The sequence below is a fragment of the Nocardioidaceae bacterium SCSIO 66511 genome, assembly GCA_023100825.1.
Classification (GTDB): domain Bacteria; phylum Actinomycetota; class Actinomycetes; order Propionibacteriales; family Nocardioidaceae; genus Solicola.
The window spans coordinates 392,504-414,612 of the sequence record CP095846.1; the positions used below are offsets into that span (position 1 = coordinate 392,504).

The following is a 22,109-nucleotide window of genomic DNA, read 5'->3' on the forward strand; positions in this document are numbered from 1 at the left end:
CACGGGCTCGTACGGGTTTCGGTGAGATCGTGCTGAACGTTCACCGTCGGGCGACGGCGTGGGTACCCAAGGCGCCGAGCACTGCGACGGCGGACGTGGCAATGATCGCGATGTCCATGCCGTGCGCGAGACCACTAGCGGTGCCGGGCCCGACGTTCGTCACGATAGCGATGACGATCGCCACACCGATCGACGATCCGACATAACGTGCTGTGTTGTTCGCCCCCGAGCCCATCGCCGTACGTGCCGTAGTCACGCTTTCGACCGCTAGACGGGGGAGCGCTGCGTTGACGAGGCCGCTGCCGATTCCGGCGAGCACCAGGCCAGGAACGAGTCGTACCCAGTCGCCGGAGTCGAGGCCGCCCAGCCAGCTGAGCGGGCCGAGCGCTGCGAGGGCGAACCCGATGCTCAGCTGGCGCACCGATGTCAGTCCGAGCCGGCGCGAGTGGTACGCAACGAGCGCTGCCGTACCCGACCAGAACACGAACAGCCAGGCCGTGGTGAGGGCTGCGAACCCACCGCTGAGTTGGAGCACGGTCGGTAGGTAGCTCATCAGCCCGATGATCGCCACGCCTGTGACGAGCGCGCCGATCGTAGAGGCCAGGAACGGTGGATGTCTGAAGAGCGTGGGGTCGACGAGCGGTCGACCCACCTTGGTCTGCATCACCGCGAAGCCGGCCACCAGCAGGAATGCCGCCGCCAGCAAGCCGAGTACGAGCGGAGATCCCCAGCCCGACCGTCCCTCGGTCAGTGCCGCGAGGAGTGCCGTCAGACCACCGCCGAACGTCACCGCGCCGATCACATCCGGTCTTGCGGCCGCGGGCGTACGCGACTCACTGAGGGTGCCTCGTGCAATGACGGCGATGACGGCTGTGACCGCCGCGAAGAGCCAGTACGGCCCGGCCCAATGGTCGGCGCCGAATGCTCCCGAAACGAGCGGTCCGGAAGCGATCCCCGCACCGACGGCGGCGCCCCAGACTCCCAACGCATGAAGTCGAGCGGCTCCGTCGTACGCCTCCGCGAGCAGGGCGAGGCTGGTTGCGAGCACAGCCGCGCCGGCGGCGCCCTGCACGATGCGAGCGAGGATGAACGTCAGGGCATCTGGTGCCACGGCGGAGAGACCGAGCGCAATCGCAAGCGCGACGGTGCCTGCAACGAACACGCGGCGTCGGCCGAAATCGTCGGCGAGTGCACCGGACACCAGCAGTAGCGCTGCCAACCCGAGGGGCAGGGAGTTGACCAGCCAGGTCTGCTCGGACTGGCTCGCGTCGAGTGCGGAGGTGAGATCGGGGACCGCCGTGAGTGGCGCGGCATAGTCCATCAACACGACGAACGTCGCGACGACGGTGATTGCCAGCGTCGCTCGGGGATGTGGCGCGCCGGGCGTACGCACGACGGGAGTAAGTTCAGTCACCGAACTGACGGTATCAGACAAGGTTCGGTCAGTGAACTGACCGAGTTAAGATCGTCTCATGGCACTCGGCAAGGACTACGCCGCACAGAACTGCGCGCTGGCGCGGGCACTCGAGTTGGTCGGTGAGCGATGGACGATGCTCATCCTGCGCGATGCGTTCTTCGGCGTACGCCGCTTCAGTGACTTCCACTCCCATGTCGGGGTGCCGCGAGCCGTGCTGACCGAGCGGCTGCAGACGCTCACAGCGGCCGGCGTACTCGAGAAGCGCCAGTATCAGGACGCGCCTCCGCGCTACGAGTACGTACTGACGGAGGCCGGTGAGCGGCTGTGGCCGGCGGTACACACGCTCGGTCGATGGGGCGACGAGTTCATTCCGCACGACGGCGGAGTACGCCGCGTGTTCGCGCACGCCGAGTGCGGCGACGTGCTCGACTCGGTCAGCAACTGCCCGACCTGTCGGTACGCCGTCCCGCCGCGCGAGATCGAAATGCGTCCGGGCCCGGGCGCCGAGAGTGACACCGACCGGATCGGCCGCCTGCTTCTCGAGCCACGGATGCTACTGACGCCGGTCGTGTCTTAGGGGTCCGGTTCGACAGTTGTCGGAACCACTGCCGACATCTGTCGGTTGCAGGATTCACCGATCAGCAGAAGGCTGGGACGAGTCAGGCGAGCCCCGCCGACGCGAAAGGTGCGAGATGTCACGTCGTAGCGTTGTGTCCCGTCCGTCCCGTCCGCTCACTCGTGCGTTGGCCGCAGTGGGCGCCTCGCTCGGGCTTGTGCTCGCCCCGGTTGCGGCATGGGCATGCGAAGACCACGATGCGAACGAAACTGCTGCGGCGGCCACCAGCGCCGAAACGGTGCGAGCCGGACAGATCGTGCGCGACGCACCCGAGGGGGAGTACGACGGCGTCGAGTTCGTGGGCAATCTGCCCGAGGTTGCCGGTGCCACGGCGATCAACTTCCTCGACTACGGGCATCACCGGCGAGCCATGTTCGTCACCGGAACCTTCGGCCTCAAGTCGTACGACGTGACGAACCCCGAGAACCCGCGTTTGCTCGACTCCGTCGACATGCCTGGGTTCTGGGAGAACGAGGACATGGACGTCGATCCGAAGCGCAAGCTCGTGTTCATGTCGCAGGACCCGCGTGCCTTCGACCAACCGCAGGACAGCGGCGAGTCCGGCGTGTACATCGTGTCAGCGCGCAAGCCGGCCGACCTGAAGATCCTCAGTTTTACGAAGGTTCCCGCCGGCCACACGTCGAGTTGCATCAACGACTGCAAGTACCTCTGGACGGGCGGCCCGATGAAGGACGCCGACCAGCCGGACGACTGGGAGGGACGGCCGGTCTTCGTCACCGACATCCGCAACCCCAGGAAGCCGTCGGTCTATCCCGATCCGGTCGACCTCGGCCGTAACGACGGAGTCACCGACTATGCGCACGACGTGCAGGTCGACAAGTCCGGGGTTGCCTGGGTGTCCGGGCGCGGCGGGCTGCGCGGCTACTGGACGAAGGGACGTCACTGGGACCCGGTCGAGAAGCGCTTCCACGTCGCCAGCGCCGCGAAGCCGATCCCGTACGCTGGCGGCAAATTCGTCCAGCAGCCCGATGTGGGCTTCCCCGGTGGTTCGTTCGCGCACAATGCACTGCGTCCGATGCGATCGCTCGGCGGCCATGAGCCGGGTGATCTTGCGCTGGTGACGATCGAGAACTTCAGCGACTCGTGTGAGACCGACGGACGGCTCTTGTTCGTCTCGATTGGCGACAGTAAGGACGGCCAGGGTTGGCATTCGACACCGGACGACCCGTACCGGCTGCCGATCGTCGGCGAGTTCACGCCGTGGGGCAAGCCGGGCACTGATCCGAACCAGGGCTGCTCCGCCCACTACTTCCAGCTGCGCGACGACCTCGTTGTGCAGTCCTTCTACGGCAACGGCACGCGGTTCGTCGACGTCTCGGATCCGACGAACCCAACCCAGGTGGGCTACTACCGTCCGGAGGGTGGATCGTCTGCGGCACCGTACTGGAACAAGGACGTCATCTACGTGGCCGACGGTCGCCGAGGCGTCGACATCATCCGCCCAGCACTGGATGACTGATCGGTGCACCCTGGTTGTCGTCGGTTGTCTCGCCGTACGCCGCTCGCAGCCGTTGCGATCGTCGGGCTGTTCCTGAGCGGATGCGCGGATGGCGGTGCGAGCGGCGAGTCGGAGCCGCACTCCGAAGATGAGCACCACAGCTCGGCGGTCGAATGCGGCGCCAGCACGTACGAGGACGGCCATCAGGTGATCCGCTACTGCGGCGACGGCGCTGCCCACGTACGTGTCGCCGGAGGCGAAGCGGCGCCGGTGCGTGGTGCGACGTGCGAGGCGCACGGCAACTTCATCACCGCAAACTTCGGTACGAACTACTCCAACCCGAAGGCGGCCGAGGGCGGCTACGTCGGTGTCGTCCTCGGCGACGTACGCCGCGGTCAGGAGCTGAAGCCTGCAACTCTCACGGGAGTCGAGCTCGTCGAGGACGGTCGCCGCGTCGCGGTATCCGGCGTCGAGGCGACCGCTGCGCTTGTCGATGACACGCTCCGCGCCACCATCAGCGGGCGTACCGCGAAGGGTCGCATCGCCATCGAGACCTCCTGCCCCGTCGCGTAACGGTGCGTCCGCGGAGGCGGACGCGCGAGCCCGTACGCTGATGCGCATGGCGATCACCGAGGACACCGACCCGTACCTCTGGCTCGAGGATGTCGAGGGTGATGACGCACTCGCCTGGGTACGCGAGCGCAACACCCACGCAGAGGCGAGTATCTGTTCGGATGAGGATTTCGCCCAGCTGAGCAAGAAGATCCTCGAAGTGCTCGACTCCGATGAGCGCATCCCCGACCTCGTCAAGGCCGGCGACTGGTACTACAACTTCTGGCGAGACGCGGAGCACGAGCGGGGCATCTGGCGACGTACGACGCTCGATTCGTACCGCACCGACAGCCCCGAGTGGGATGTACTGCTCGACCTCGATGCGCTGAACGAGCAGGAGGGCACCAACTGGGTCTGGCACGGCGCGAAGGTTCTGCGCACCGGCCCACGGGCGTACAAGCTGGCACTCGTCAACCTGTCGCGCGGCGGGTCGGATGCCGATGTCACCCGCGAGTTCGATCTGGTCGAGCGGGCCTTCGTCGGCGACGGGTTCTACCGGCCCGAAGGCAAGGGCGACGTCTACTGGATCGACGCAGACACGGTCTTCCTCGCGACCGACACCGGGCCCGGCAGCATGACCGAGTCGGGCTTGCCGCGAGTTGCGCGCCGCTGGAGACGCGGGCAGGCGTACGCCGACTCGCAGGTCGTGTACGAAGGCCGCAGCGACGATCTGATGGTCGTTGCGCACCATGATCGAACGCCGGGCTACGAGCGCGACTGGGTGAGCAGAGCGATCACGTTCTACACCGGCGAAGACTGGCTGCTCGGCGCCGACGGATCACTCACCCGGGTCGATGTCCCCGACTCGGCGGAGCTGAGCGTGAAGCGCGACTCGATGCTGGTCGAATTGCGCGACGCCTGGGAGGTCGGTGGGCGTACGCACTCTGCCGGCTCGCTGCTTGCCATCGGCTTCGATGCCTTCCTGGCCGGCGATCGCGACTTCACCACCGTCTTCGAGCCGACGTCGTCGATGTCGTTGGCCGGGTACTCGTGGACCGCCAACCGCCTCGTGCTCACGATCCTGGAAGACGTGCGCCATCGGGTCGAGGTGGTCGATCCCGCGGGCTGGTCACGCCACACTCTGACCGGCGTACCCGATCTGGCGAGTGTGCACGTACGCCCGGTCGACGCCGATGAGTCCGACGTCGTTTGGCTGACGACGACGAGCTTCCTCAGTCCGCCCGCGTTGTCACTGGCCGACCTGAGCGATCCCAGCGCCGAACTCGAGCCGCTCAAGTCGACCCCGGAGCTCTTCGACGCTTCGTCGGTGGTGGCGGAGCAGCACTTCGCAACCTCCGACGACGGCACCCGGATCCCGTACTTCGTCGTACGCCCACGTGGCCTCGCGTACGACGGCACAGCGCCGACCTTGCTCAGTGGCTACGGCGGCTTCGAGATCTCTCGAACGCCGGAGTACTCCGCGGCGATCGGGCGAGCCTGGATCGAGCGTGGCGGTGTGTACGTGGTGGCGAACATCCGCGGTGGTGGCGAGTACGGTCCCGCGTGGCATCAAGCTGCGCTGCGCGAGAAGCGCCATCGGGCGTACGAAGACTTCGCCGCGGTCGCGCGCGACCTCGCGGCCCGCGAAATCACCTCGCCCGCGCATCTCGGAGCGATGGGCGGCTCGAACGGCGGCCTGCTGATGGGCAATATGCTCACGGGCTATCCCGAGCTGTTCGGCGCGATCGTCATCCGCGTGCCACTGCTGGACATGCGGCGGTATCACCGGCTGCTTGCCGGAGCGTTGTGGGTGGCGGAGTACGGCGATCCCGACTCTGCCGACTGGGAGTACCTTGCGACGTACTCGCCCTATCACCGGTTCGACCCCGACGGCACGTATCCGCCGGTACTCCTCACGACTTCGACCCGCGACGACCGAGTGCATCCGGGTCATGCACGCAAGATGGCCGCCCTGATGCTCCAGCACGACAAGGACGTCACGTACTGGGAGAACACCGAGGGCGGCCACGGTGGTGCTGCCACGAACGCGCAGGTCGCGCACATGACCGCGATGGCGTACCGCTTCCTGTGGCAGCGGTTGACCTGAGAGGTTCCACCGGTAGGGAGGTCTGATCAGCTGGTCTGGCGTCGGAACAACCACGCCGCCCAGAGGTACGAAGCGATGAGGATGCCCGCGCACCAGGCGAGAGCGAGCCATGCGTCGTTGCCGATCGGCGTACCCATCCACAACCCGCGCAGGGTCTCGATGATCGGTGTCACGGGCTGATGCTCCGCGAAGCCATGCAAAGCCGACGGCATCGTTTCGGTCGGTACGAACGCGCTGCTCACGTACGGCAGGAACATCAGTACGAAGGTGAACGCGTTCGCCGCCTCGACACTCTTGACGAGTAGGCCGAAACCCGCCGCCAGCCAGGAGATCGCGAGTACGAACAGCACGACCATTCCGATTGCCGCGACCCATTCGACGAGCGAGGCTTGAGGGCGCCAGCCGACTGCGAAGGCGACACCGACGACGAGGGTTGTCGCGACGAGGTTGCGCACGACGCTCGCGACGACGTGGCCGACAAGCACCGACGAGCTGGCGATGGGCATCGAACGGAAGCGGGCGATGATGCCGTTCTCCATGTCTCCGGCGACGCTGGTTGCCGTGCTCGAGGCGCCGAAGCCCGCACAGAGCAAGATGATGCCGGGTACGACGTAGTTGACGTACTCGGTGCCGGTGTTCATCGCGCCGCCGAACACGTACACGAACAGCAGCATCAGCACGACCGGCAGCATCACGGCGGTCAGCATCATGTCGAGATTTCGCGCGGTGTGGCGCAGACTGCGCACGATCATCACGCGGGAGTCGGTCAGGGCGTACGCGACGCTCATCGCGATACCTCCTTGGCGGTTTCGGTGAGGGACAGGAAGACGTCGTCGAGCGTCGGCCGGTGCGTCGTCACCCGGCGTACGGGGATCCGTGCGGCATCGAGGCCCACGAGGAGCTCGCGCAGCTGAGTCGCGGAGCCATCGGTTGCTACTTCGACGGTTCGGCGGGCGGGATCGGCCGTTGTCGCGGCGAGGGTGCCGACTGCTCGGTTGAAGGTCTCGAGGTCGGTGAACTCGAAGCGGGCGACCTCGCCCTCGAGGCTGCTCTTCAGCTCGTCGGCCGTGCCTTCGGCGGCGATCCGCCCGCCGTTGAGCATGGCGATGCGATCCGCCAGCTGGTCGGCCTCTTCGAGGTACTGCGTGGTCAGCAGGATCGTCACGCCATCGGCCACCAGCCGGCGAACGGTCTCCCAGGTCTGCTCGCGGCTGCGTGGGTCGAGGCCGGTAGTCGGCTCGTCGAGGAAGAGCAGCGGTGGACGCGTGATCACGCTCGCGGCGATGTCGACCCGTCGGCGCATGCCGCCGGACAGGGCCTTCACCCGGCGGGTGCGTACGTGCTCGAGATCGAACTCCTCGAGTAGGTCACCGACCCGCTCGCGTGCGGTCTTGGCATCGAGACGCAGCAGCTGCGCCATCATCAGCAGGTTCTCCTCGGTAGTGAGTACGTCGTCGATCGCGGCGTACTGCCCGGTGAGGCTGATCGAGCGGCGTACGCCGTCGGGGTCGGTGAGCAGATCGTGGCCGGCGATGCTCGCCGATCCGCCGTCCGGGCGTACGAGCGTGGACAAGATGTTGACCGTCGTGGTCTTGCCGGCGCCGTTCGGGCCGAGAAGTGCGAACACCGTGCCGCGCTCGACGGAGAGGTCGATCCCGTCGAGGACGACCTGCTCCCCGTACGCCTTCCGGAGCCCGGTGACTGTTACTGTGTATGTCATACACGGAACTGTATATGGCATACACAGATTTGCGCAAGTGTGTACGCGGGAGATAGAAGGTGAGCCATGGATTCCGATCCCGAGACGGTGTTGCCGCCCGGTCTCGACCTGCTGTGGGGCAAGCGCGAGCGCGGTCGCAAGGGGCCGAAGCCCGGACTGACGCTGGATGCGATCGTCGAGCAGGCCATCGCGATCGCAGATGCCGAGGGCCTCTCCGCCGTGTCGATGGCACGGGTCGCCAAAGACCTCGGGTTCACGACGATGTCCCTCTACCGCTACGTCGACAACAAGGAGGAGCTGCTCCAGCTGATGTGGAACGCCAGCTCATCCGGCGCTCCCGCGATCGAGGGCGACGACTGGCGTACGAAGCTGCGCTCGTGGGCGGTCGGGCAATGGCAGATGCTCGAGAACCGGCGCTGGGTCCTCGAACTGCCGATCGTGACGCCTCCCGCAGGCCCGCACGCGCTTGCCTGGGTCGAACAGGCAATGAGTGCGCTCGACGGCACCGGACTCAGCGACGCCGAGAGTATGGGTGTCATCGGGCTACTCAGTTCGTACACGCTGGGTGAGGGTCGCATGGCTCACGACGCCGCTGTGTCAGCCGAGCGTGGGGGCCAGAGGTACGACTACGCCGCGACGCTTCGAGCGGTGGTCGACGAGCACGCCTACCCGTCGATCCACCGCGCTGCGTGGTCCGGTGCGATCGACGATCCGGACGGCAACGGCGACGTGGAGAGCTACCTCTACGGGCTTGAGGTCATCCTCGACGGGATCGCCGCGCGGATAGCCGCAGCGTCCTGACCTGCCGCGCGGTCCGGCACGCGGACAACCCACAAGGCGCCGTCGGGCGACCCGTAGAATGGCCGGGCGCAATGTGGCGCGCCCCCAAACTCATCGATCAAGGAAACTTCTTGTGGGCATTGTCGTGCAGAAGTACGGCGGCTCCTCCGTCGCCGACGCCCAGAGCATCAAACGTGTAGCACAGCGGATCGTCGCTGCCCGTAAGGCCGGCAACGACGTCGTTGTGATCGTGTCGGCGATGGGCGACACGACCGACGAGTTGCTGGAGCTCGCGCATCAGGTCTCGCCGCTGCCGACCGGCCGCGAGCTCGACATGCTGCTCACCGCGGGTGAGCGGATCAGCATGGCGTTGCTCGCGATGGCCATCGGCAACCTGGGCCAGGAGGCCCGGTCGTTCACCGGCTCCCAGGCGGGTGTCATCACCGACTCGACGCACGGCAAGGCGAAGATCATCGACGTCACGCCGGGCCGCATCCAGGTTGCACTCGACGAGGGTGCGATCGCTATCGTCGCGGGCTTCCAGGGCGTGTCGCAGACCAGCAAGGACATCACGACGCTCGGTCGCGGAGGCTCGGACACGACGGCTGTGGCCCTGGCCGCCGCACTCGACGCCGATGTGTGCGAGATCTACACCGACGTCGACGGCATCTTCACCGCCGACCCGCGCATCGTGCCGACCGCCCGCCGCATCCCCGAGCTGTCGTACGAGGAGACGCTCGAGATGGCCGCCGCGGGCGCGAAGATCCTGCATCTGCGCTGCGTCGAGTACGCCCGCCGACACAACATGCCGATCCACGTACGGTCGTCGTTCTCCAACAAGACCGGCACCTGGGTCACCGAGGCACCCGAGGAGAAGCCCATGGAACAGGCCATCATTTCCGGCGTCGCACACGACCGCAGCGAGGCCAAGATCACCGTCGTCGGCGTACCCGACAAGGTCGGTGAGGCCGCGGCCATCTTCGAGGTGCTCGCCGACTCCCAGATCAACATCGACATGATCGTGCAGAACGTTTCAGCGGCGGCGACCGCGCTGACCGACATCTCGTTCACGCTGCCGCTCGCCGACGGCCAGACGGCGATGACCGCCCTTGCCCGGCTGAAGGATCAGGTCGGCTACGACCAGTTGCTGTACAACGACGGGGTCGGCAAGGTGTCGCTGATCGGAGCGGGCATGCGGTCGCATCCCGGCATCACCGCACGGTTCTTCAAGTCCATCGCCGATGCCGGCGTCAACATCGAGATGATCTCCACCTCGGAGATCCGCATCTCGGTCGTCGTGAACGAAGACGGTGTCGACGACGCCGTCGCGGCCGCACATGCGGCGTTCGACCTCGACTCCGACGAGGTCGAGGCTGTTGTCTATGGAGGTACGGGCCGATGAGCGGCTTGAATGTAGGAGTCGTCGGTGCCACCGGTCAGGTCGGCGCCGTCATGCGCAAGCTGTTGGACGAGCGCGACTTCCCGGTGGCGTCCATCCGCTACTTCGCCTCGGCCCGCTCTGCCGGGCGTACGCTCCCGTGGCGCGACGAACAGATCACCGTCGAGGACGCCGCTACTGCGGATCTGACCGGGCTCGACGTCGCGTTGTTCTCTGCGGGCGGGGCGACGTCTCGCGAGCAGGCGCCGCGTTTCGCCGCTGCCGGGGCAACGGTCGTCGACAACTCGTCCGCATGGCGGCGTGACCCCGAGGTGCCGTTGATCGTCAGCGAGGTCAACCCCGGCGCTGTCGCCGACGCCGGCAAGGGCATCATCGCCAACCCCAACTGCACGACCATGGCCGCGATGCCCGTGCTCAAGCCGTTGCACGACGAGGCGGGGCTCGTACGCATCGTCGCGTCGACGTACCAAGCGGTCTCCGGTAGCGGGCTCGCCGGCGTCGACGAGCTCGCCGAGCAGGCTGCGAAGGTCGGTGACCGTGCGAGCGAGCTGACCCACGACGGCTCTGCGGTCGAGTTTCCGACGCCGCACAAGTACGTCGCCCCGATCGCGTTCAACGTGCTCCCGATGGCCGGATCGGTCGTCGACGACGGTACGTACGAGACCGACGAGGAAAAGAAGCTGCGCAACGAGAGCCGCAAGATCCTCGACCTCCCCGAGCTTCGGGTGTCGGGCACGTGCGTACGCGTGCCGGTGTTCACCGGGCACTCGCTGTCGCTGAACGTCGAGTTCGAGCGGCCGGTGTCGGTGGATCGGGCGCGCGAGCTGCTGGGTGCCGCACCCGGTGTCGAGCTCACCGACGTGCCGACTCCGCTACGCGCCGCGGGCCAGGATCCCAGCTACGTCGGGCGGATTCGCCAAGACTCGAGCGTCGACGGCGGACGCGGCCTGGTGCTGTTCGTCAGCGCCGACAACCTGCGCAAGGGCGCCGCGCTCAACACCGTACAGATCGCCGAGCTCCTCGCGCAGCGCTGAGCAGCTCAGATTCGGCGGCCACCGCTACCCAGCAAACCGCGCCGCTACCCGGGAAGTTTGCCGGGTAGCGGCGCGGTTTGCTATGGGCCCGTGGTATTCCACGGGGCGTTACGTCAGCCGTTCGCGAGTGCGACCAGCCGATCGTGCGAGCCGTTGAAGTAGTTCTGGTCGAGTGGGTCGGACGTCCACTGGTGGAACGTGTGGAAGCCCCAGCCACCGAACAGTGGGGGCGGATCGTTCTGGTAGTCCGCGGCCCACAGCGGGTTCGTCTGCGAGAAGGCGGTCGTGTCGCCCATGCACGGCACCCACCAGTTGCGTGCCGTGTAGATCACGACGTCACGACCGGTCAGGTCGCGGTACTTGTCGCTGAAGTCCTTCACCCAGGAGCTCAACTGGCTTGGGGACATACCGAAGCAGGTGTCGCCGTACGGGTTGTACTCGATGTCGAGTACGCCCGGCAGCGTCTTGCCGTCGCCGGACCAGCCTCCACCATGGTCGACGAAGTACTGTGCCTGCGCGGCGCCGGAGGAGGTGTTGGGCGTCGCGAAGTGGTAGGCGCCGCGAATGAGTCCGGCGTTGTAGGAGCCGTTGTACTGACTGGTGAAGTAGTCGTTGGTGTAGTTGGTGCTCTCGGTCGCCTTCACGTACGCGAAAGATATGCCTTTGCTCTTCCAACTCGACCAGTCGACGTCGCCCTGCCACCCGGATACGTCGATGCCAGTCACATCTGAGCCCTGCGTACCGACATCTCCCGTACGGCGCAGTGACTGGCTGTCGGTCAGCGGCGGTGCGGGCGTATGACGCCAACCCATGTACGCGTCGCCGTGCGTGTCGATCCCTGCCTTCTCGGCGACGGGCTTCGGCTCGCCGGCGGCGGCGGCCGAGTCATCGGTCGCGCCGACAGGCGATGCGACGAAGGTGAGTGCCGCTGCGGTGAGCGCGGCGAAAACTGCGGTGCGAATCTTGGGACTTCCCATGGCGTGCTCCGGTTCTCGAATGTTGTCGAAGCACAGGTTGCCCGGGCGGGTACGACGTTTAAACCCGCCGGATTCGTGGAAGGCACGCCCCCGTGAGCCGCACGTATCGGCCCCAAAATCGCGAAAATCGGGGCATAAACGTGCGGCCCAGCGAGGCCGGTCGGCCAGGTGCGGGTCTCCCTGCGAGGCCACCGGTTCGTCGGCCGTGGACGCCCCCGCTCATCGAGGCTCCAATGCAAGCAGGGCGTCTAGCCCGAGCTCGAGCGCTTCGGCCTGCTCTCGACGAGACAACCAGCGGCCGGAGCTGACCGCGTGCAGGGCGAGGCCGTCGGCCATCGCGAGGGCGGCGTGCGCTGCGAGCTCGGCACGTACCTCTCCGGGCGCGCTTCCCCACGCGGCGTTGAGCGCATCGGCGAGCGCCTCGTGCATCTCTGCGAGAGCTGCGCGCTGAGTCGTGGCCAGCCCGGGTACGGTCGCCGCACGAGCCGCGAACGCGAGATGGATGCGTACTTCGGCCACGCGGCGCTTGTCGAGCGGTAGCAGCTCGCGGAGTACGACGCTGAGGTTCTGGCGTACGTCCTCGCCGAGCCGCACCGCCGACAACCGTGCGCGGAGTCTGCGTACGACCTCGTCGTACGCACCGGACAGCATCGTGTCCTTGGTCGGGAAGTAGTGCTGCACGGTGCCGATGGAAACACCTGCCTGCGCTGCGACTTCGCGGACGCTCACCCGGTCCAGTCCGTGCCGGTCGACGATGTCGAGAAGCGCTTCGGTGATCTCGGCGGATCTTCGAGACTCGCTTGACTCTGTTCCCACACGTGGCATCATACAGTCGTATGAAATCATACACTCGTATGACGGCACCGCGGGGGTTGCTGGCCGGCACGATTGCGGCAGTCGCCTTCGTATGGGTGCTCTTCTTCATCGGCCTAGGCGGAGGTCTGATTCCTTCCGTCGTGCAGTCGGTCGTGTACGTGGCGCTGCTCGTGCTGACGGTTCGCAGTCGGCGTCTCAAGGTCGTCCTCGTCCGCACCGTCCAGCGATGGACGATCAATCCGCTGATGCGCCTGTTCCTCCGGATCGGCGTCAACCCGCTCGGTCTGGCGATCCTGGAGACCCGCGGGCGGAGGTCCGGCAAAGTCCGGCGAGTGCCGGTCGGCAACGGCAGGCAAGGCGACTCGTTCTGGATCATCGCCGAACACGGCATGCGGGCCGGGTACGTACGCAACATCCGCGCCGACCCGCATGTTCGGGTGCGACTACGTATCGGTCTGCGTTATCGGTGGGTTCGCGGAATCGCAACGGTGCTGCCCGATGATGATCCGCTGGCGAGGCAGCGCAGCATCATCGCATGGCATCCGTTGCGTGCGTACAACGCGATGAACGTGCGCGTACTCGGCGGTGACCTGGTGACGGTGCACGTACGCCTGCTGTCGATGGAGTCTCGCAGCGACCGCGCGTTGACAGAGCGTGACGAGCGGGTCAGGATGAACCATCCGCAACGAATGTTGCTGACGGTCGGAAACGCAATCACAGTGTGATGCTGGCCGCGGTGCAGGCTCGGGCGCTCGATGGGTGGCATCCGACGCGCACCTGGAGGTCCCGTGTCGCTCGACAGACGCAAGTTCCTGCAGACCACCGGCGTTGCTGCCGGCATCGCCGCCTGGCCGGCAGTACCGGCGAACGGTGCGTCCGCCGTCCCGCAAGCGGGCTCCAGGACACCTCCACGCGGGCCGGATGAGGGCGAGGGGCCGTTCAACAAGATGGTCATTCGCGGGGTCAACGTGATCGTCGGGGTCGGCGGCACGCTTCGCGGGCCGGTCGACATCGTGATCGAGCAGAACCGGATCACCGGGATCCTGTCCGCAGGTACGCCGAGGCAGCCGCTGCGCTCCGATCGCGCTCCGCACGACGCCGACCACGAGATCGATGCGACGGGGATGTGGGTGATGCCGGGTCTCGTCGACGAACACACCCACTCCGAAGAGGGCGAAACGCCGCGTACGTACGCGTACAAGCTGTGGCTCGGCCACGGCGTGACGACCGTTCGGGGTGTCAGCCTCACCGACAACGCTTCGGCCGTCGAGGACAGGGAGCGCAGCGAGCGCAACGAGATCGTCGCTCCGCGGATCGTCAACTACCAGACCCCTGGCAGCGGTTGGGGCGACGGGGACGTCGACACGCCGCAGAAGGCCCGGCAGTGGGTCGACTGGGCGGCGGAGAACGGCGTCGATGGCATCAAGTTCTTCGGCACCGGACCGTACGGGCGCCGCGAGATCGCCGCGGCCATCAGGGCGGCGAAACAGAACGCGCTCGGCACCACGATGCACATGTCACCGCCGATCTACAAGCAGCTCAACGCGGTCGAGCTCGGACGCCTCGGTATCGGCACCGTGACCCATTTCTACGGCCACTTCGAGTCGTTGCTCAAGCGAGGCCGGGAACACCCGAAGCCGCCGGACTACGACTACGGGAACGAGGCGTCGCGGTGGCGCGAGGTCGCGAAGGTCATCGGGTACACGTACGAGCCCGGCTCGCGTCAATGGTGGGACTATCTGCAGGAGCAGAAGGCGAACGGTGTCACCTTCGGGCCGACGATGACCGTCTACCAGGCGGGCCGTGACCTGCTTCGCGCGCGCGGCCTGGAGTGGCACACCAGGTTCGTGATGCCGTCGATGTGGAACTTCTGGGAGCCGAGCCCGCGAGCGCACGGGTCGTTCTACTACGACTGGACCACTGCCGACGAGGTGAGCTGGAAGCGGTTCTTCCACCAGTACATGCAGCTGATCAACGACTACAAGTCGATCGGTGGCAGGATCGCCGGTGGCACGGACCCCGGCTTCATCTATAACCTCTACGGGTTCGGCAACATCAGCGAGCTCGAGTTGTTGCAGGAGGCCGGGCTTTCGCCGGTTGAGGCGATCGAGGCGATGAGCCACAACACGGCGACGACGCTCGCCGAGCCGACGGGCAAGGAGCCCGAGTACGGCGCGGTGCGCGTCGGCATGGTCGCCGACCTCGCGGTCGTACCGCAGAACCCGCTCGAGGATCTACGCACGCTGTACGGCACAGGAGCCGGCCGGCTCGATGCGGACACCGGCGACATCGCGCGGGTCGGCGGCGTCCAGTGGACGATCCGCAACGGTGTCGCGTACGACGCCAAGAAGCTGCTCACCGATGTGACCGACATGGTGCGCGCGCAGAAGGACGCCGGCGGTTGTGAGGCGGTCGACCACGACTGGAGCGCTTCCGGTCCGTGCGGCGGTGGTCGAGGCATCGGCGTCGCTCCGCGGGCGAAACCGGCGCGAACGGCCGCTCCGCTCGACGCCGCGCGTACCTGACCCGCAGTCCTCGTGAGCCGCACGTTTATGCCCCAAAATCGCGAAAACCGGGGCACAAACGTGCGGCCCAGCGGGTCGGGTGGGTCAGGTGCGGGCGTACTGAGTGAACGCGTCGAGCGACTCGGGGTTGGCCAGAGCGCCCTTCGCCGCCGCCTGCTCGGCATGGACGCCTTGCAGGATCTTCTTCACCGGCACCTCGAGCTTCTTACCCGACAACGTACGTGGCAGCGCCGGTACCTGATGGATGCGATCGGGTACGTGCCGCGGTGAGAGGTTCGTACGCAAGGTGGAGGCGATGGACCGCGTCAGATCGTCGTCCAACTCCGTGCCTTCAGCCGGTACGACGAACAGAATGAGCTGCCCTGCGCCCCCCTGACCGTCCTCGAGATGGACGACGAGGCTATCGGCCACCTCGGGCAGCGCCTCGACAACGGAGTAGAACTCCGCAGTGCCGAGCCGCACTCCGCCGCGGTTGAGGGTCGCATCGCTGCGTCCGGTCACGACGCATGAGCCGCGCTCGGTGATGGTGATCCAGTCGCCGTGGCGCCACACACCGGGGATGTCCTCGAAGTAGGCGGCACGGTAGCGCGAGCCGTCGGAATCGCCCCAGAACCCGACGGGCATCGACGGCATCGGTGCGGTGATGACGAGCTCGCCGAGTCGACCGATGACCGGCTGGGCGTTCTCGTCGTACGCTTCCAACTTGCAACCCAGATAGCGACATGAGATCTCGCCCGCGTACACGGGCAGCAGCGGCACGCCGCCGATGAAGGCAGTGCACACGTCGGTGCCGCCGGATATCGATGCGAGATGTACGTCGTTGCCGAGAGCCTCGTACACCCACTCGAACCCTTCCGCGGGCAACGGCGCTCCAGTCGAGCCGACGCCGCGCAAGTGTGGCAGATCTGCGATCGAACGCGGCTTGATGCGGCGCTTACGGCAGGTGAGGAGGTACGGCGCGCTGGTGCCGAAGTACGTCGTCTCGGTGCGCTCGACCATCCGCCACAGCTCGCCGAGATCGGGAGAGCCGGGGTTCCCGTCGTACATGACGATTGACGATCCGAGCGCAGGACCCGAGACCATGAGGTTCCACATCATCCAGCCGGTCGTGGAGAACCAGAAGAAGCGGTCGTCCGGGCCGAGGTCGCTGTGCAGGGCAAGGGCTTTCAGATGTTCGAGCAGGATTCCGCCGTGCCCGTGCACGATCGGCTTCGGCAACCCGGTCGTTCCCGAGGAGTAGAGGACGTACAGCGGATGATCGAAGGGCAGACGCTCGTACGCGAGCTCACCCGGCTCGGCGGTCAGGTCGGCCCAGCTCAGGGTGCCATCGGGGCCGGGCCGGTCGGGCTCGAGATACGGCAGCCAGACGACACTGTCGAGGCTCGGCAGCGCTTCGCGGATCGCGGCTACCTCGGCGCTCCGGTCGATCGGCTTGTCGCCGTACGCGTATCCGTCGACGGCAAGGAGCACGGTGGGCTCGATCTGTCGCCACCGATCGACCACGCTACGCGTGCCGAACTCCGGAGCACACGACGAGAACGTCGCTCCGAGGCTGGCCGCGGCGAGCAGCATGATGAACGTCTCCGGGATGTTCGGTGAGTACGCAGCGATGCGATCGCCACGCTGTACGCCGAGGCGCAGTAGCCCTGCCCGCGCACGGCCGACCTGGTCGCGCAGCTCTGCGGCGGTCAGCCGTACCGGACCGCGGGTCTGAGACTCGCCGAGCACCACGATGTCGTCGTCGGTGCGACCGGGCATGCGGAGCACGGCTTCGGCGTAGTTGATAGTGGTGTCCGGAAACCACGTCGCACCGGGCATCGACGCGTCCGTCAGCGCGGCCGAGGGCGTCGAGGTCGAGGACAGGTCGGACAGGCCGAAGTACTCCCACACCGACAGCCAGAACCCGTCGAGGTCGTTCACCGACCACTGCCAGAGGTCGTCGTACGACTGGAATGACAGGCCGTGAACCCGCTCCAGCCATTCGAGGTAGTCGCCGATCCGAGTGGTCGTACGTACGTCTGTTGGCGGTGACCAGAGCGGCACGTCATCGATCGCGGCGGGGTTGTCCATGCGGGTCAGTATGCCGCCCGGTGCTCTACTGGTTGCCGAAGCGTGTGATCAGCAGGTGCGCGACGAGGTACGAGGCGCCGCCCAGAACAGGCGTGACGCCCAGCATCCACGCGGAGAACACGATCGGGAGCAATGCGGCGAGGGTGACGATGACGATGAGCAGAATCGCCAACAACGTGGTCGCGTTCGGGTCGGGGAGACCCTGCCATTTGAGCAGGAAGCGTCCGACCAGCAACGAAACAATCAGGACGACGATCAGGACCACCGCACCGGTGCCGCCGCCGGCGGGAGTGTTGTAGATCGCGTCGAAGGCCTGCATGCCCGCGTACACAAGACCCGTCAGCAGGGCGCCGACGACAATGCCGGTCACGGCCGCCCATACAGGCTGCGGAATGCGGCGGCGCTTGGCGGTCTTGTCGGTCAGCTCCTTGGCCAGAGTCTGTGACTCGGTCTCGGTAGCCGACTCGTCGGGCGCCTGGTCGGTCTCGACAGGCGTTTCGGACGCATCAGAGGTCGTGTCGTCTGCATCGTTCGTCGACGGTCGCTCACCCGCGATACGGCGCCGCTTCGTGGTCTCGTCGTCGCGATCGAGCGTCTCGACGGCACCTGATCCCGCGCCCTTGCGGCGCCGGAGCAGTCCGCTGCGCGTGTTCGGTGCGACCTCGTCGCGCCATCGTTTTGCCATTACGCCAGTGTTGCACGATGGTGCGTGGCCGCCTGCCGGGTCCCGTGTGCGTTCATCCCGTCGGACGCTGCAGGGCGAGCTTGCCGGCTAGACCGACCATGGTGAGCCCGCCGACCGCTTTCAGGGCGTTGACGCGGTGTGCGCTCGCACGAAACCAGGACCGTAGCGACGCTGCTGCGAGTACCCAGGTCGTTTCGATGGAGAACTGCGCGGCGGCGCCCGCCAAGCCGATCAGCATCATCTGCAGCGCCGGAGCCCCGATGCTGGAATCGACGAACTGGGGCAGCAGTGCCATCAACGCGACGACACTCTTCGGGTTGCTCACGCCGACGAGGAAGCCCTCGCGTACCGCTCTGCGCGTGCCCGTCGTGCCGTGGCGCGCTGGTTCGCCGAGGTCGACTGCCGACCCGTTGCGGATGGACAGGAGCGTGCGGATGCCGAGCCACAGCAGGTAGCACGCGCCGAGGACCTTCACCGCGTTGAAGAGCGTCGCGGATGCGACGACGACTGCGCCGAGACCGGCAACGACCAGTACGAGAAGTGCGATGCCGCCCATCACGTTGCCGACGACGATCGGCATCGCCTGCGCACGGCCTTCGGTGATCGCCCGGCCGGTCGAGAGAACCACCGACGGCCCCGGCACGAGGGAGAGTACTGCGGACATGGTGAGGAACCCGAGCAGTAGCGCTGGATCGACGGGCATCGCGGACCTGCTCTCTAGGCATACGGCGTGTAGCTTGCCCCCGCAAGGCTACTTGCCGAGGTAGCCCTGTCGACCTGGTCGCTGTCGGGCGAGCTGTCGCCCGCGAGAAGCGGCCAGCCGGCAACCTACCCCTGGCGTCTAGCCCCGCACGCCGAGCGGCCGCCCACACCGCTGAGCGTTGCTACTTACCGAAGTCGGTCTGGCTTTATTCGAGCAGGGCACTGTCATCCCCTGCGAGCCAGCCCTTCATACCCCTTGATCACTTCAGCATCCGTTAACTAGCGATCCCATAGTTACGCTTGTGACTATGGGATCGCGAGTTCCGGTTGGGGGCTGACAGGAGCCGTCGTCGCGTCCGGCTCGTACCTCGCCGTGCGCTCCTCCTCCCGGCATCCTGTCCCCCGACGACAACGTGAATGGCTCAGGGCTCCGCCCTGGGCCATTCACGTTGTTATGTCGGGCTGACAGGATTTGAACCTGCGACCTCGTCGTCCCGAACGACGCGCGCTACCAACCTGCGCCACAGCCCGCCAGGCGGCTCTAGCGCCGCCAGCGGAGGGAGTCTATCGGAGTGAGGGTGGCGAGGGTCGCCTCGGGTCGGCAGCAGAAGCGGACGGGTGCGAACGGCGACGTTCCGAGGCCCGCGGAGACGTGTAACCACGAGGCCGCGTTGCCCTCCGTCGCATGTCTGCTGAGGCCTCGGGCGCGCTTTCGGTCGAGGTCACAGTTGGTCACCAGTGCCCCCATGTACGGAAGTCGTACCTGCCCGCCATGGGTGTGTCCGGCGAAGATCGCGGGGTAGCCGGCGGCGTTCATCGCGTCGAGCACGCGTACGTACGGGGCGTGCGCAACCCCGATTGCGAGGTCCGCATCGCTCGGTGCGGGCGACTCGATCGAGGCGAGGTCGTCGTACTCCAGATGCGGGTCGTCGACCCCGCTGAACGCGAACTCGAGTTCGCCGACCTTGAGCCGTCCGGAGGCGTTGTCGAGGTCGAGCCAGCCGTGTCCGGTGAACGCATCACGTAGCTCGCGCCAGGGCAGATCGGAAATCCGTCGGGTACGGCCGCCGCTGGTCCGCCACAGGTATCGCAGCGGGTTCTTCAGGATCGGCGAGAAGTAGTCGTTGGAGCCGAACACGAACACGCCCGGTACGTCGAGCAGGTCGCCGTACGCCGACAGCACCGGACGCACCGAATCGAGATGGGCGAGGTTGTCGCCGGTGTTGATGACCAGATCGGGGTCGAGGTCGATCAGTTCGCGAAGCCAGCGCTGTTTCGCCGTTTGACCGGGAGTCAGATGCACATCGGACAGATGCAGCACCTTGACCGGGCGAGCACCCGGCGGCAGCACCGGGATGTCGATGCGGCGTACGACGAACGCCGTGCGCTCGTAGCCCAGCGAGTACGCGAGCGCCCCGGTGCCGACGGCGGCCCCGGCGGCGAAGGTCTTCGTGAGCGGATGCATCACACCCACCCTGTCACATCGGTGTCACAATCCCGGCGGTTGATCGGTCTATATAGGTATGAGCGTCGAAAGCAGCACTGCGCCAAGGGGCGAGCCTGGGCGGATCGAGGAGAGCGGGTTCGGCAGGAAGGCCGCCGGGCCGGTCGGGTGGCTCGACGAGCGGCTCAACCTTGCGACCATCGCCAAGGGACAGCTCCGCAAGATCTTCCCCGACCACTGGTCCTTCCTGCTCGGGGAGATCGCGCTCTGGAGCTTCGTTGTGCTCCTCCTGACCGGTGTCTTCCTGACGCTGTGGTTCGACCCGAGCATGAGTGAGACGGTCTACGACGGCACGTACGCGCCGCTGCGCGGGATCGAGATGTCGGCCGCGTACGAGTCCACGCTGCACATCTCGTTCGACATCCGCGGCGGACTGCTGATGCGCCAGATCCATCACTGGGCGGCGATGCTCTTCCTCGCTTCGATGATGGTGCACATGTTGCGGGTGTTCTTCACCGGTGCGTACCGCAAGCCGCGCGAGGTCAACTGGCTGATCGGAGTCGCGCTGCTCGGCATCGGCCTGCTGGAGGGGTTCGCCGGATACTCGCTTCCCGACGACCTGCTCTCGGGCACCGGCTTACGCATCGCCGACGGGATCGTCCGGTCGATCCCGATCGTCGGGTCGTACCTCGAGTTCTTCCTGTTCGGCGGGGAGTTCCCGAGCTCACCGCTGATTCCGCGGCTCTACGTACTCCATGTGCTGCTACTGCCGGCGCTGCTGCTCGCGCTGGTGGGCGCGCACGTCCTGCTGACCTGGGTCCTCAAGCACACACAGTGGGCGGGGCCGGGTAAGAGCGACAAGAACGTTGTCGGCTACCCGTTCCTCCCGGTGTACGCCGCCAAGTCCGGTGGGTTCTTCTTCATCGTCTTCGGCGTCACCGCGCTGATGGGTGCGCTCATCCAGATCAACCCGATCTGGAACTACGGGCCGTACGACCCGTCGCAGGTCAGCGCCGGGTCGCAGCCCGACTGGTACCTGGGTTGGCTCGAAGGCGCGCTGCGGATCATGCCTGCGGCCGAGACGACGATCTTCGGCTGGACGTTCAGCTGGAACGTGTTCGTACCCGCGGTGATCGTGCCCGGGATCCTGTTCACCCTGCTCGCGCTTTACCCGTTCGTGGAGACCTGGGTGACCAAAGACCGTCGTGAGCATCATGTACTCGAACGTCCGCGCAACAACCCCACTCGTACGGCCTTCGGCGTTGCCGGCATCGTCTGGTTCGGAATCCTCTGGGCTGCGGGCGGCAACGACGTGCTGGCGGTGGTGTTCCATCTCGACATCTTCGCGATCACCTGGGCCGCGCGGGTGCTCGTGTTCGTCGGCCCCGTTGTCGCGTTCCTCGTCACCAAACGAATCTGTATCGCGTTGCAACGCCACGACGCCGAGCGCGTGCTGCACGGGTACGAGACGGGTGTGATCGAGCGTTCGGCCGACGGCGGCTACACCGAGCGGCACGCGGCGCTCCCGGAGGGAGATGCGTACACCCTCATGGCGCACGAACGCCCGGTCGTACAGGAGGCTCGGGGCGAGGTCGACGACAACGGCGTGCGCGCGCCGCGCTCGCGGGCCGAGCGAGTACGCGCGCGGTTGTCCCGATTCGCGTACGGCGACAACCTCCAGAAGCCGACGAGCGACGAGGTGGGCGAGGCAGCTGCGCACCATGCCGAGATCGAGCCCGCCGAAGGCGAGTTCACCGGCGTCAGCGAGACGGGCATCCCGCACCGCGACTGACCCCGTCGGCAGGT

19 protein-coding genes and 1 tRNA gene are annotated in these 22,109 nt (G+C 66.6%); 10 read left to right on the forward strand and 10 right to left on the reverse strand.

The genetic code is table 11. The features are described 5' to 3' along the window. Positions 1-40 precede the first annotated feature (40 nt). Positions 41-1,414: an MFS transporter gene (locus MU582_01885; GenBank protein UPK75407.1), complete on the reverse strand. Its 1,374-nt coding sequence runs from the start codon at positions 1,412-1,414 to the stop codon at positions 41-43. 58 nt (positions 1,415-1,472) lie between these two features. Between MU582_01885 and MU582_01890 the strand changes: the two genes are divergently transcribed. The 4 genes from MU582_01890 (at position 1,473) to MU582_01905 (ending at position 6,151) form a co-directional block, all read left to right on the forward strand. Further along, positions 1,473-1,994: a helix-turn-helix transcriptional regulator gene (locus MU582_01890; GenBank protein ID UPK75408.1), complete on the forward strand. Its 522-nt coding sequence runs from the start codon at positions 1,473-1,475 to the stop codon at positions 1,992-1,994. A gap of 115 nt (positions 1,995-2,109) precedes the next feature. Beyond that, positions 2,110-3,513: a hypothetical protein gene (locus MU582_01895; protein UPK75409.1), complete on the forward strand. Its 1,404-nt coding sequence runs from the start codon at positions 2,110-2,112 to the stop codon at positions 3,511-3,513. Between the two features lie 24 nt (positions 3,514-3,537). Beyond that, a complete protein-coding gene (locus MU582_01900) occupies positions 3,538-4,065 on the forward strand; it encodes a hypothetical protein (GenBank protein ID UPK75410.1) in 528 nt (175 codons plus the stop codon). A gap of 46 nt (positions 4,066-4,111) precedes the next feature. Beyond that, positions 4,112-6,151, forward strand: coding sequence for a prolyl oligopeptidase family serine peptidase (locus MU582_01905; GenBank protein UPK75411.1), 2,040 nt, complete (start codon positions 4,112-4,114; stop codon positions 6,149-6,151). 26 nt (positions 6,152-6,177) lie between these two features. Here the strand turns inward: MU582_01905 and MU582_01910 are convergent, their stop codons facing one another. Together MU582_01910 and MU582_01915 are read right to left on the reverse strand one after the other, a co-directional pair. Next, positions 6,178-6,939 (reverse strand): ABC transporter permease, encoded by a 762-nt coding sequence (locus MU582_01910; protein UPK75412.1) that lies wholly within the window; start codon positions 6,937-6,939, stop codon positions 6,178-6,180. Further along, on the reverse strand, positions 6,936-7,871 hold the full coding sequence (locus MU582_01915) for an ATP-binding cassette domain-containing protein (protein UPK75413.1): 936 nt from the start codon (positions 7,869-7,871) through the stop codon (positions 6,936-6,938). Before MU582_01915 ends, MU582_01910 begins: the two co-directional genes overlap by 4 nt. A gap of 66 nt (positions 7,872-7,937) precedes the next feature. Here MU582_01915 and MU582_01920 point away from each other — a divergent pair, with 66 nt between their 5' ends. The 3 genes from MU582_01920 (at position 7,938) to MU582_01930 (ending at position 11,084) form a co-directional block, all read left to right on the forward strand. Beyond that, positions 7,938-8,672: a TetR/AcrR family transcriptional regulator gene (locus tag MU582_01920; protein ID UPK75414.1), complete on the forward strand. Its 735-nt coding sequence runs from the start codon at positions 7,938-7,940 to the stop codon at positions 8,670-8,672. Positions 8,673-8,784: 112 nt separating this feature from the next. Continuing rightward, positions 8,785-10,053: an aspartate kinase gene (locus MU582_01925; GenBank protein ID UPK75415.1), complete on the forward strand. Its 1,269-nt coding sequence runs from the start codon at positions 8,785-8,787 to the stop codon at positions 10,051-10,053. Continuing rightward, a complete protein-coding gene (locus MU582_01930; protein UPK75416.1) occupies positions 10,050-11,084 on the forward strand; it encodes an aspartate-semialdehyde dehydrogenase in 1,035 nt (344 codons plus the stop codon). The genes MU582_01925 and MU582_01930 overlap by 4 nt, the downstream gene beginning before the upstream one ends. 113 nt (positions 11,085-11,197) lie before the next feature. Here MU582_01930 and MU582_01935 read toward each other — a convergent pair whose 3' ends face one another. Together MU582_01935 and MU582_01940 are read right to left on the reverse strand one after the other, a co-directional pair. Continuing rightward, positions 11,198-12,061, reverse strand: coding sequence for a lysozyme (locus MU582_01935; GenBank protein ID UPK75417.1), 864 nt, complete (start codon positions 12,059-12,061; stop codon positions 11,198-11,200). Between the two features lie 219 nt (positions 12,062-12,280). Next, the gene (locus MU582_01940; protein ID UPK75418.1) at positions 12,281-12,877 is read right to left on the reverse strand and encodes a TetR/AcrR family transcriptional regulator; all 597 of its coding nucleotides are present in this window, start codon (positions 12,875-12,877) and stop codon (positions 12,281-12,283) included. A gap of 38 nt (positions 12,878-12,915) precedes the next feature. Between MU582_01940 and MU582_01945 the strand changes: the two genes are divergently transcribed. Together MU582_01945 and MU582_01950 are read left to right on the forward strand one after the other, a co-directional pair. After that, positions 12,916-13,602, forward strand: a complete 687-nt coding sequence (locus tag MU582_01945) for a nitroreductase family deazaflavin-dependent oxidoreductase (GenBank protein ID UPK75419.1) — start codon at positions 12,916-12,918, stop codon at positions 13,600-13,602. Positions 13,603-13,665: 63 nt separating this feature from the next. Further along, on the forward strand, positions 13,666-15,402 hold the full coding sequence (locus tag MU582_01950) for a hypothetical protein (GenBank protein ID UPK75420.1): 1,737 nt from the start codon (positions 13,666-13,668) through the stop codon (positions 15,400-15,402). 84 nt (positions 15,403-15,486) lie between these two features. On the opposite strand, the gene MU582_01955 is transcribed toward MU582_01950, so the two are convergent. The 5 genes from MU582_01955 to MU582_01975 all read right to left on the reverse strand — a co-directional run bounded on the left by MU582_01955 (position 15,487) and on the right by MU582_01975 (position 20,324). Continuing rightward, a complete protein-coding gene (locus MU582_01955; protein ID UPK75421.1) occupies positions 15,487-17,472 on the reverse strand; it encodes an acetoacetate--CoA ligase in 1,986 nt (661 codons plus the stop codon). Positions 17,473-17,497: 25 nt separating this feature from the next. Continuing rightward, positions 17,498-18,157, reverse strand: a complete 660-nt coding sequence (locus MU582_01960) for a hypothetical protein (GenBank protein ID UPK75422.1) — start codon at positions 18,155-18,157, stop codon at positions 17,498-17,500. A gap of 52 nt (positions 18,158-18,209) precedes the next feature. Beyond that, positions 18,210-18,860, reverse strand: coding sequence for a LysE family translocator (locus MU582_01965; GenBank protein UPK75423.1), 651 nt, complete (start codon positions 18,858-18,860; stop codon positions 18,210-18,212). Positions 18,861-19,316: 456 nt separating this feature from the next. Next, a tRNA-Pro gene (locus MU582_01970) sits at positions 19,317-19,390 on the reverse strand. Positions 19,391-19,400: 10 nt separating this feature from the next. After that, positions 19,401-20,324: a metallophosphoesterase gene (locus MU582_01975; protein ID UPK75424.1), complete on the reverse strand. Its 924-nt coding sequence runs from the start codon at positions 20,322-20,324 to the stop codon at positions 19,401-19,403. Between the two features lie 58 nt (positions 20,325-20,382). Here MU582_01975 and MU582_01980 point away from each other — a divergent pair, with 58 nt between their 5' ends. Continuing rightward, a complete protein-coding gene (locus tag MU582_01980; GenBank protein ID UPK75425.1) occupies positions 20,383-22,095 on the forward strand; it encodes a cytochrome bc complex cytochrome b subunit in 1,713 nt (570 codons plus the stop codon). Positions 22,096-22,109 lie beyond the last annotated feature (14 nt).

Coding starts and splice junctions, on each gene's coding strand:
- MU582_01910 (UPK75412.1), bottom strand. CDS start 6,939: ATGAGCGTCGCGTACGCCCTGACCGACTCCCGCGTGATGATCGTGCGC.
- MU582_01905 (UPK75411.1), top strand. CDS start 4,112: ATGGCGATCACCGAGGACACCGACCCGTACCTCTGGCTCGAGGATGTC.
- MU582_01930 (UPK75416.1), top strand. CDS start 10,050: ATGAGCGGCTTGAATGTAGGAGTCGTCGGTGCCACCGGTCAGGTCGGC.
- MU582_01890 (UPK75408.1), top strand. CDS start 1,473: ATGGCACTCGGCAAGGACTACGCCGCACAGAACTGCGCGCTGGCGCGG.
- MU582_01920 (UPK75414.1), top strand. CDS start 7,938: ATGGATTCCGATCCCGAGACGGTGTTGCCGCCCGGTCTCGACCTGCTG.
- MU582_01965 (UPK75423.1), bottom strand. CDS start 18,860: ATGCCCGTCGATCCAGCGCTACTGCTCGGGTTCCTCACCATGTCCGCA.
- MU582_01955 (UPK75421.1), bottom strand. CDS start 17,472: ATGGACAACCCCGCCGCGATCGATGACGTGCCGCTCTGGTCACCGCCA.
- MU582_01975 (UPK75424.1), bottom strand. CDS start 20,324: ATGCATCCGCTCACGAAGACCTTCGCCGCCGGGGCCGCCGTCGGCACC.
- MU582_01915 (UPK75413.1), bottom strand. CDS start 7,871: ATGACATACACAGTAACAGTCACCGGGCTCCGGAAGGCGTACGGGGAG.
- MU582_01945 (UPK75419.1), top strand. CDS start 12,916: ATGACGGCACCGCGGGGGTTGCTGGCCGGCACGATTGCGGCAGTCGCC.
- MU582_01980 (UPK75425.1), top strand. CDS start 20,383: ATGAGCGTCGAAAGCAGCACTGCGCCAAGGGGCGAGCCTGGGCGGATC.
- MU582_01935 (UPK75417.1), bottom strand. CDS start 12,061: ATGGGAAGTCCCAAGATTCGCACCGCAGTTTTCGCCGCGCTCACCGCA.
- MU582_01960 (UPK75422.1), bottom strand. CDS start 18,157: ATGGCAAAACGATGGCGCGACGAGGTCGCACCGAACACGCGCAGCGGA.
- MU582_01895 (UPK75409.1), top strand. CDS start 2,110: ATGTCACGTCGTAGCGTTGTGTCCCGTCCGTCCCGTCCGCTCACTCGT.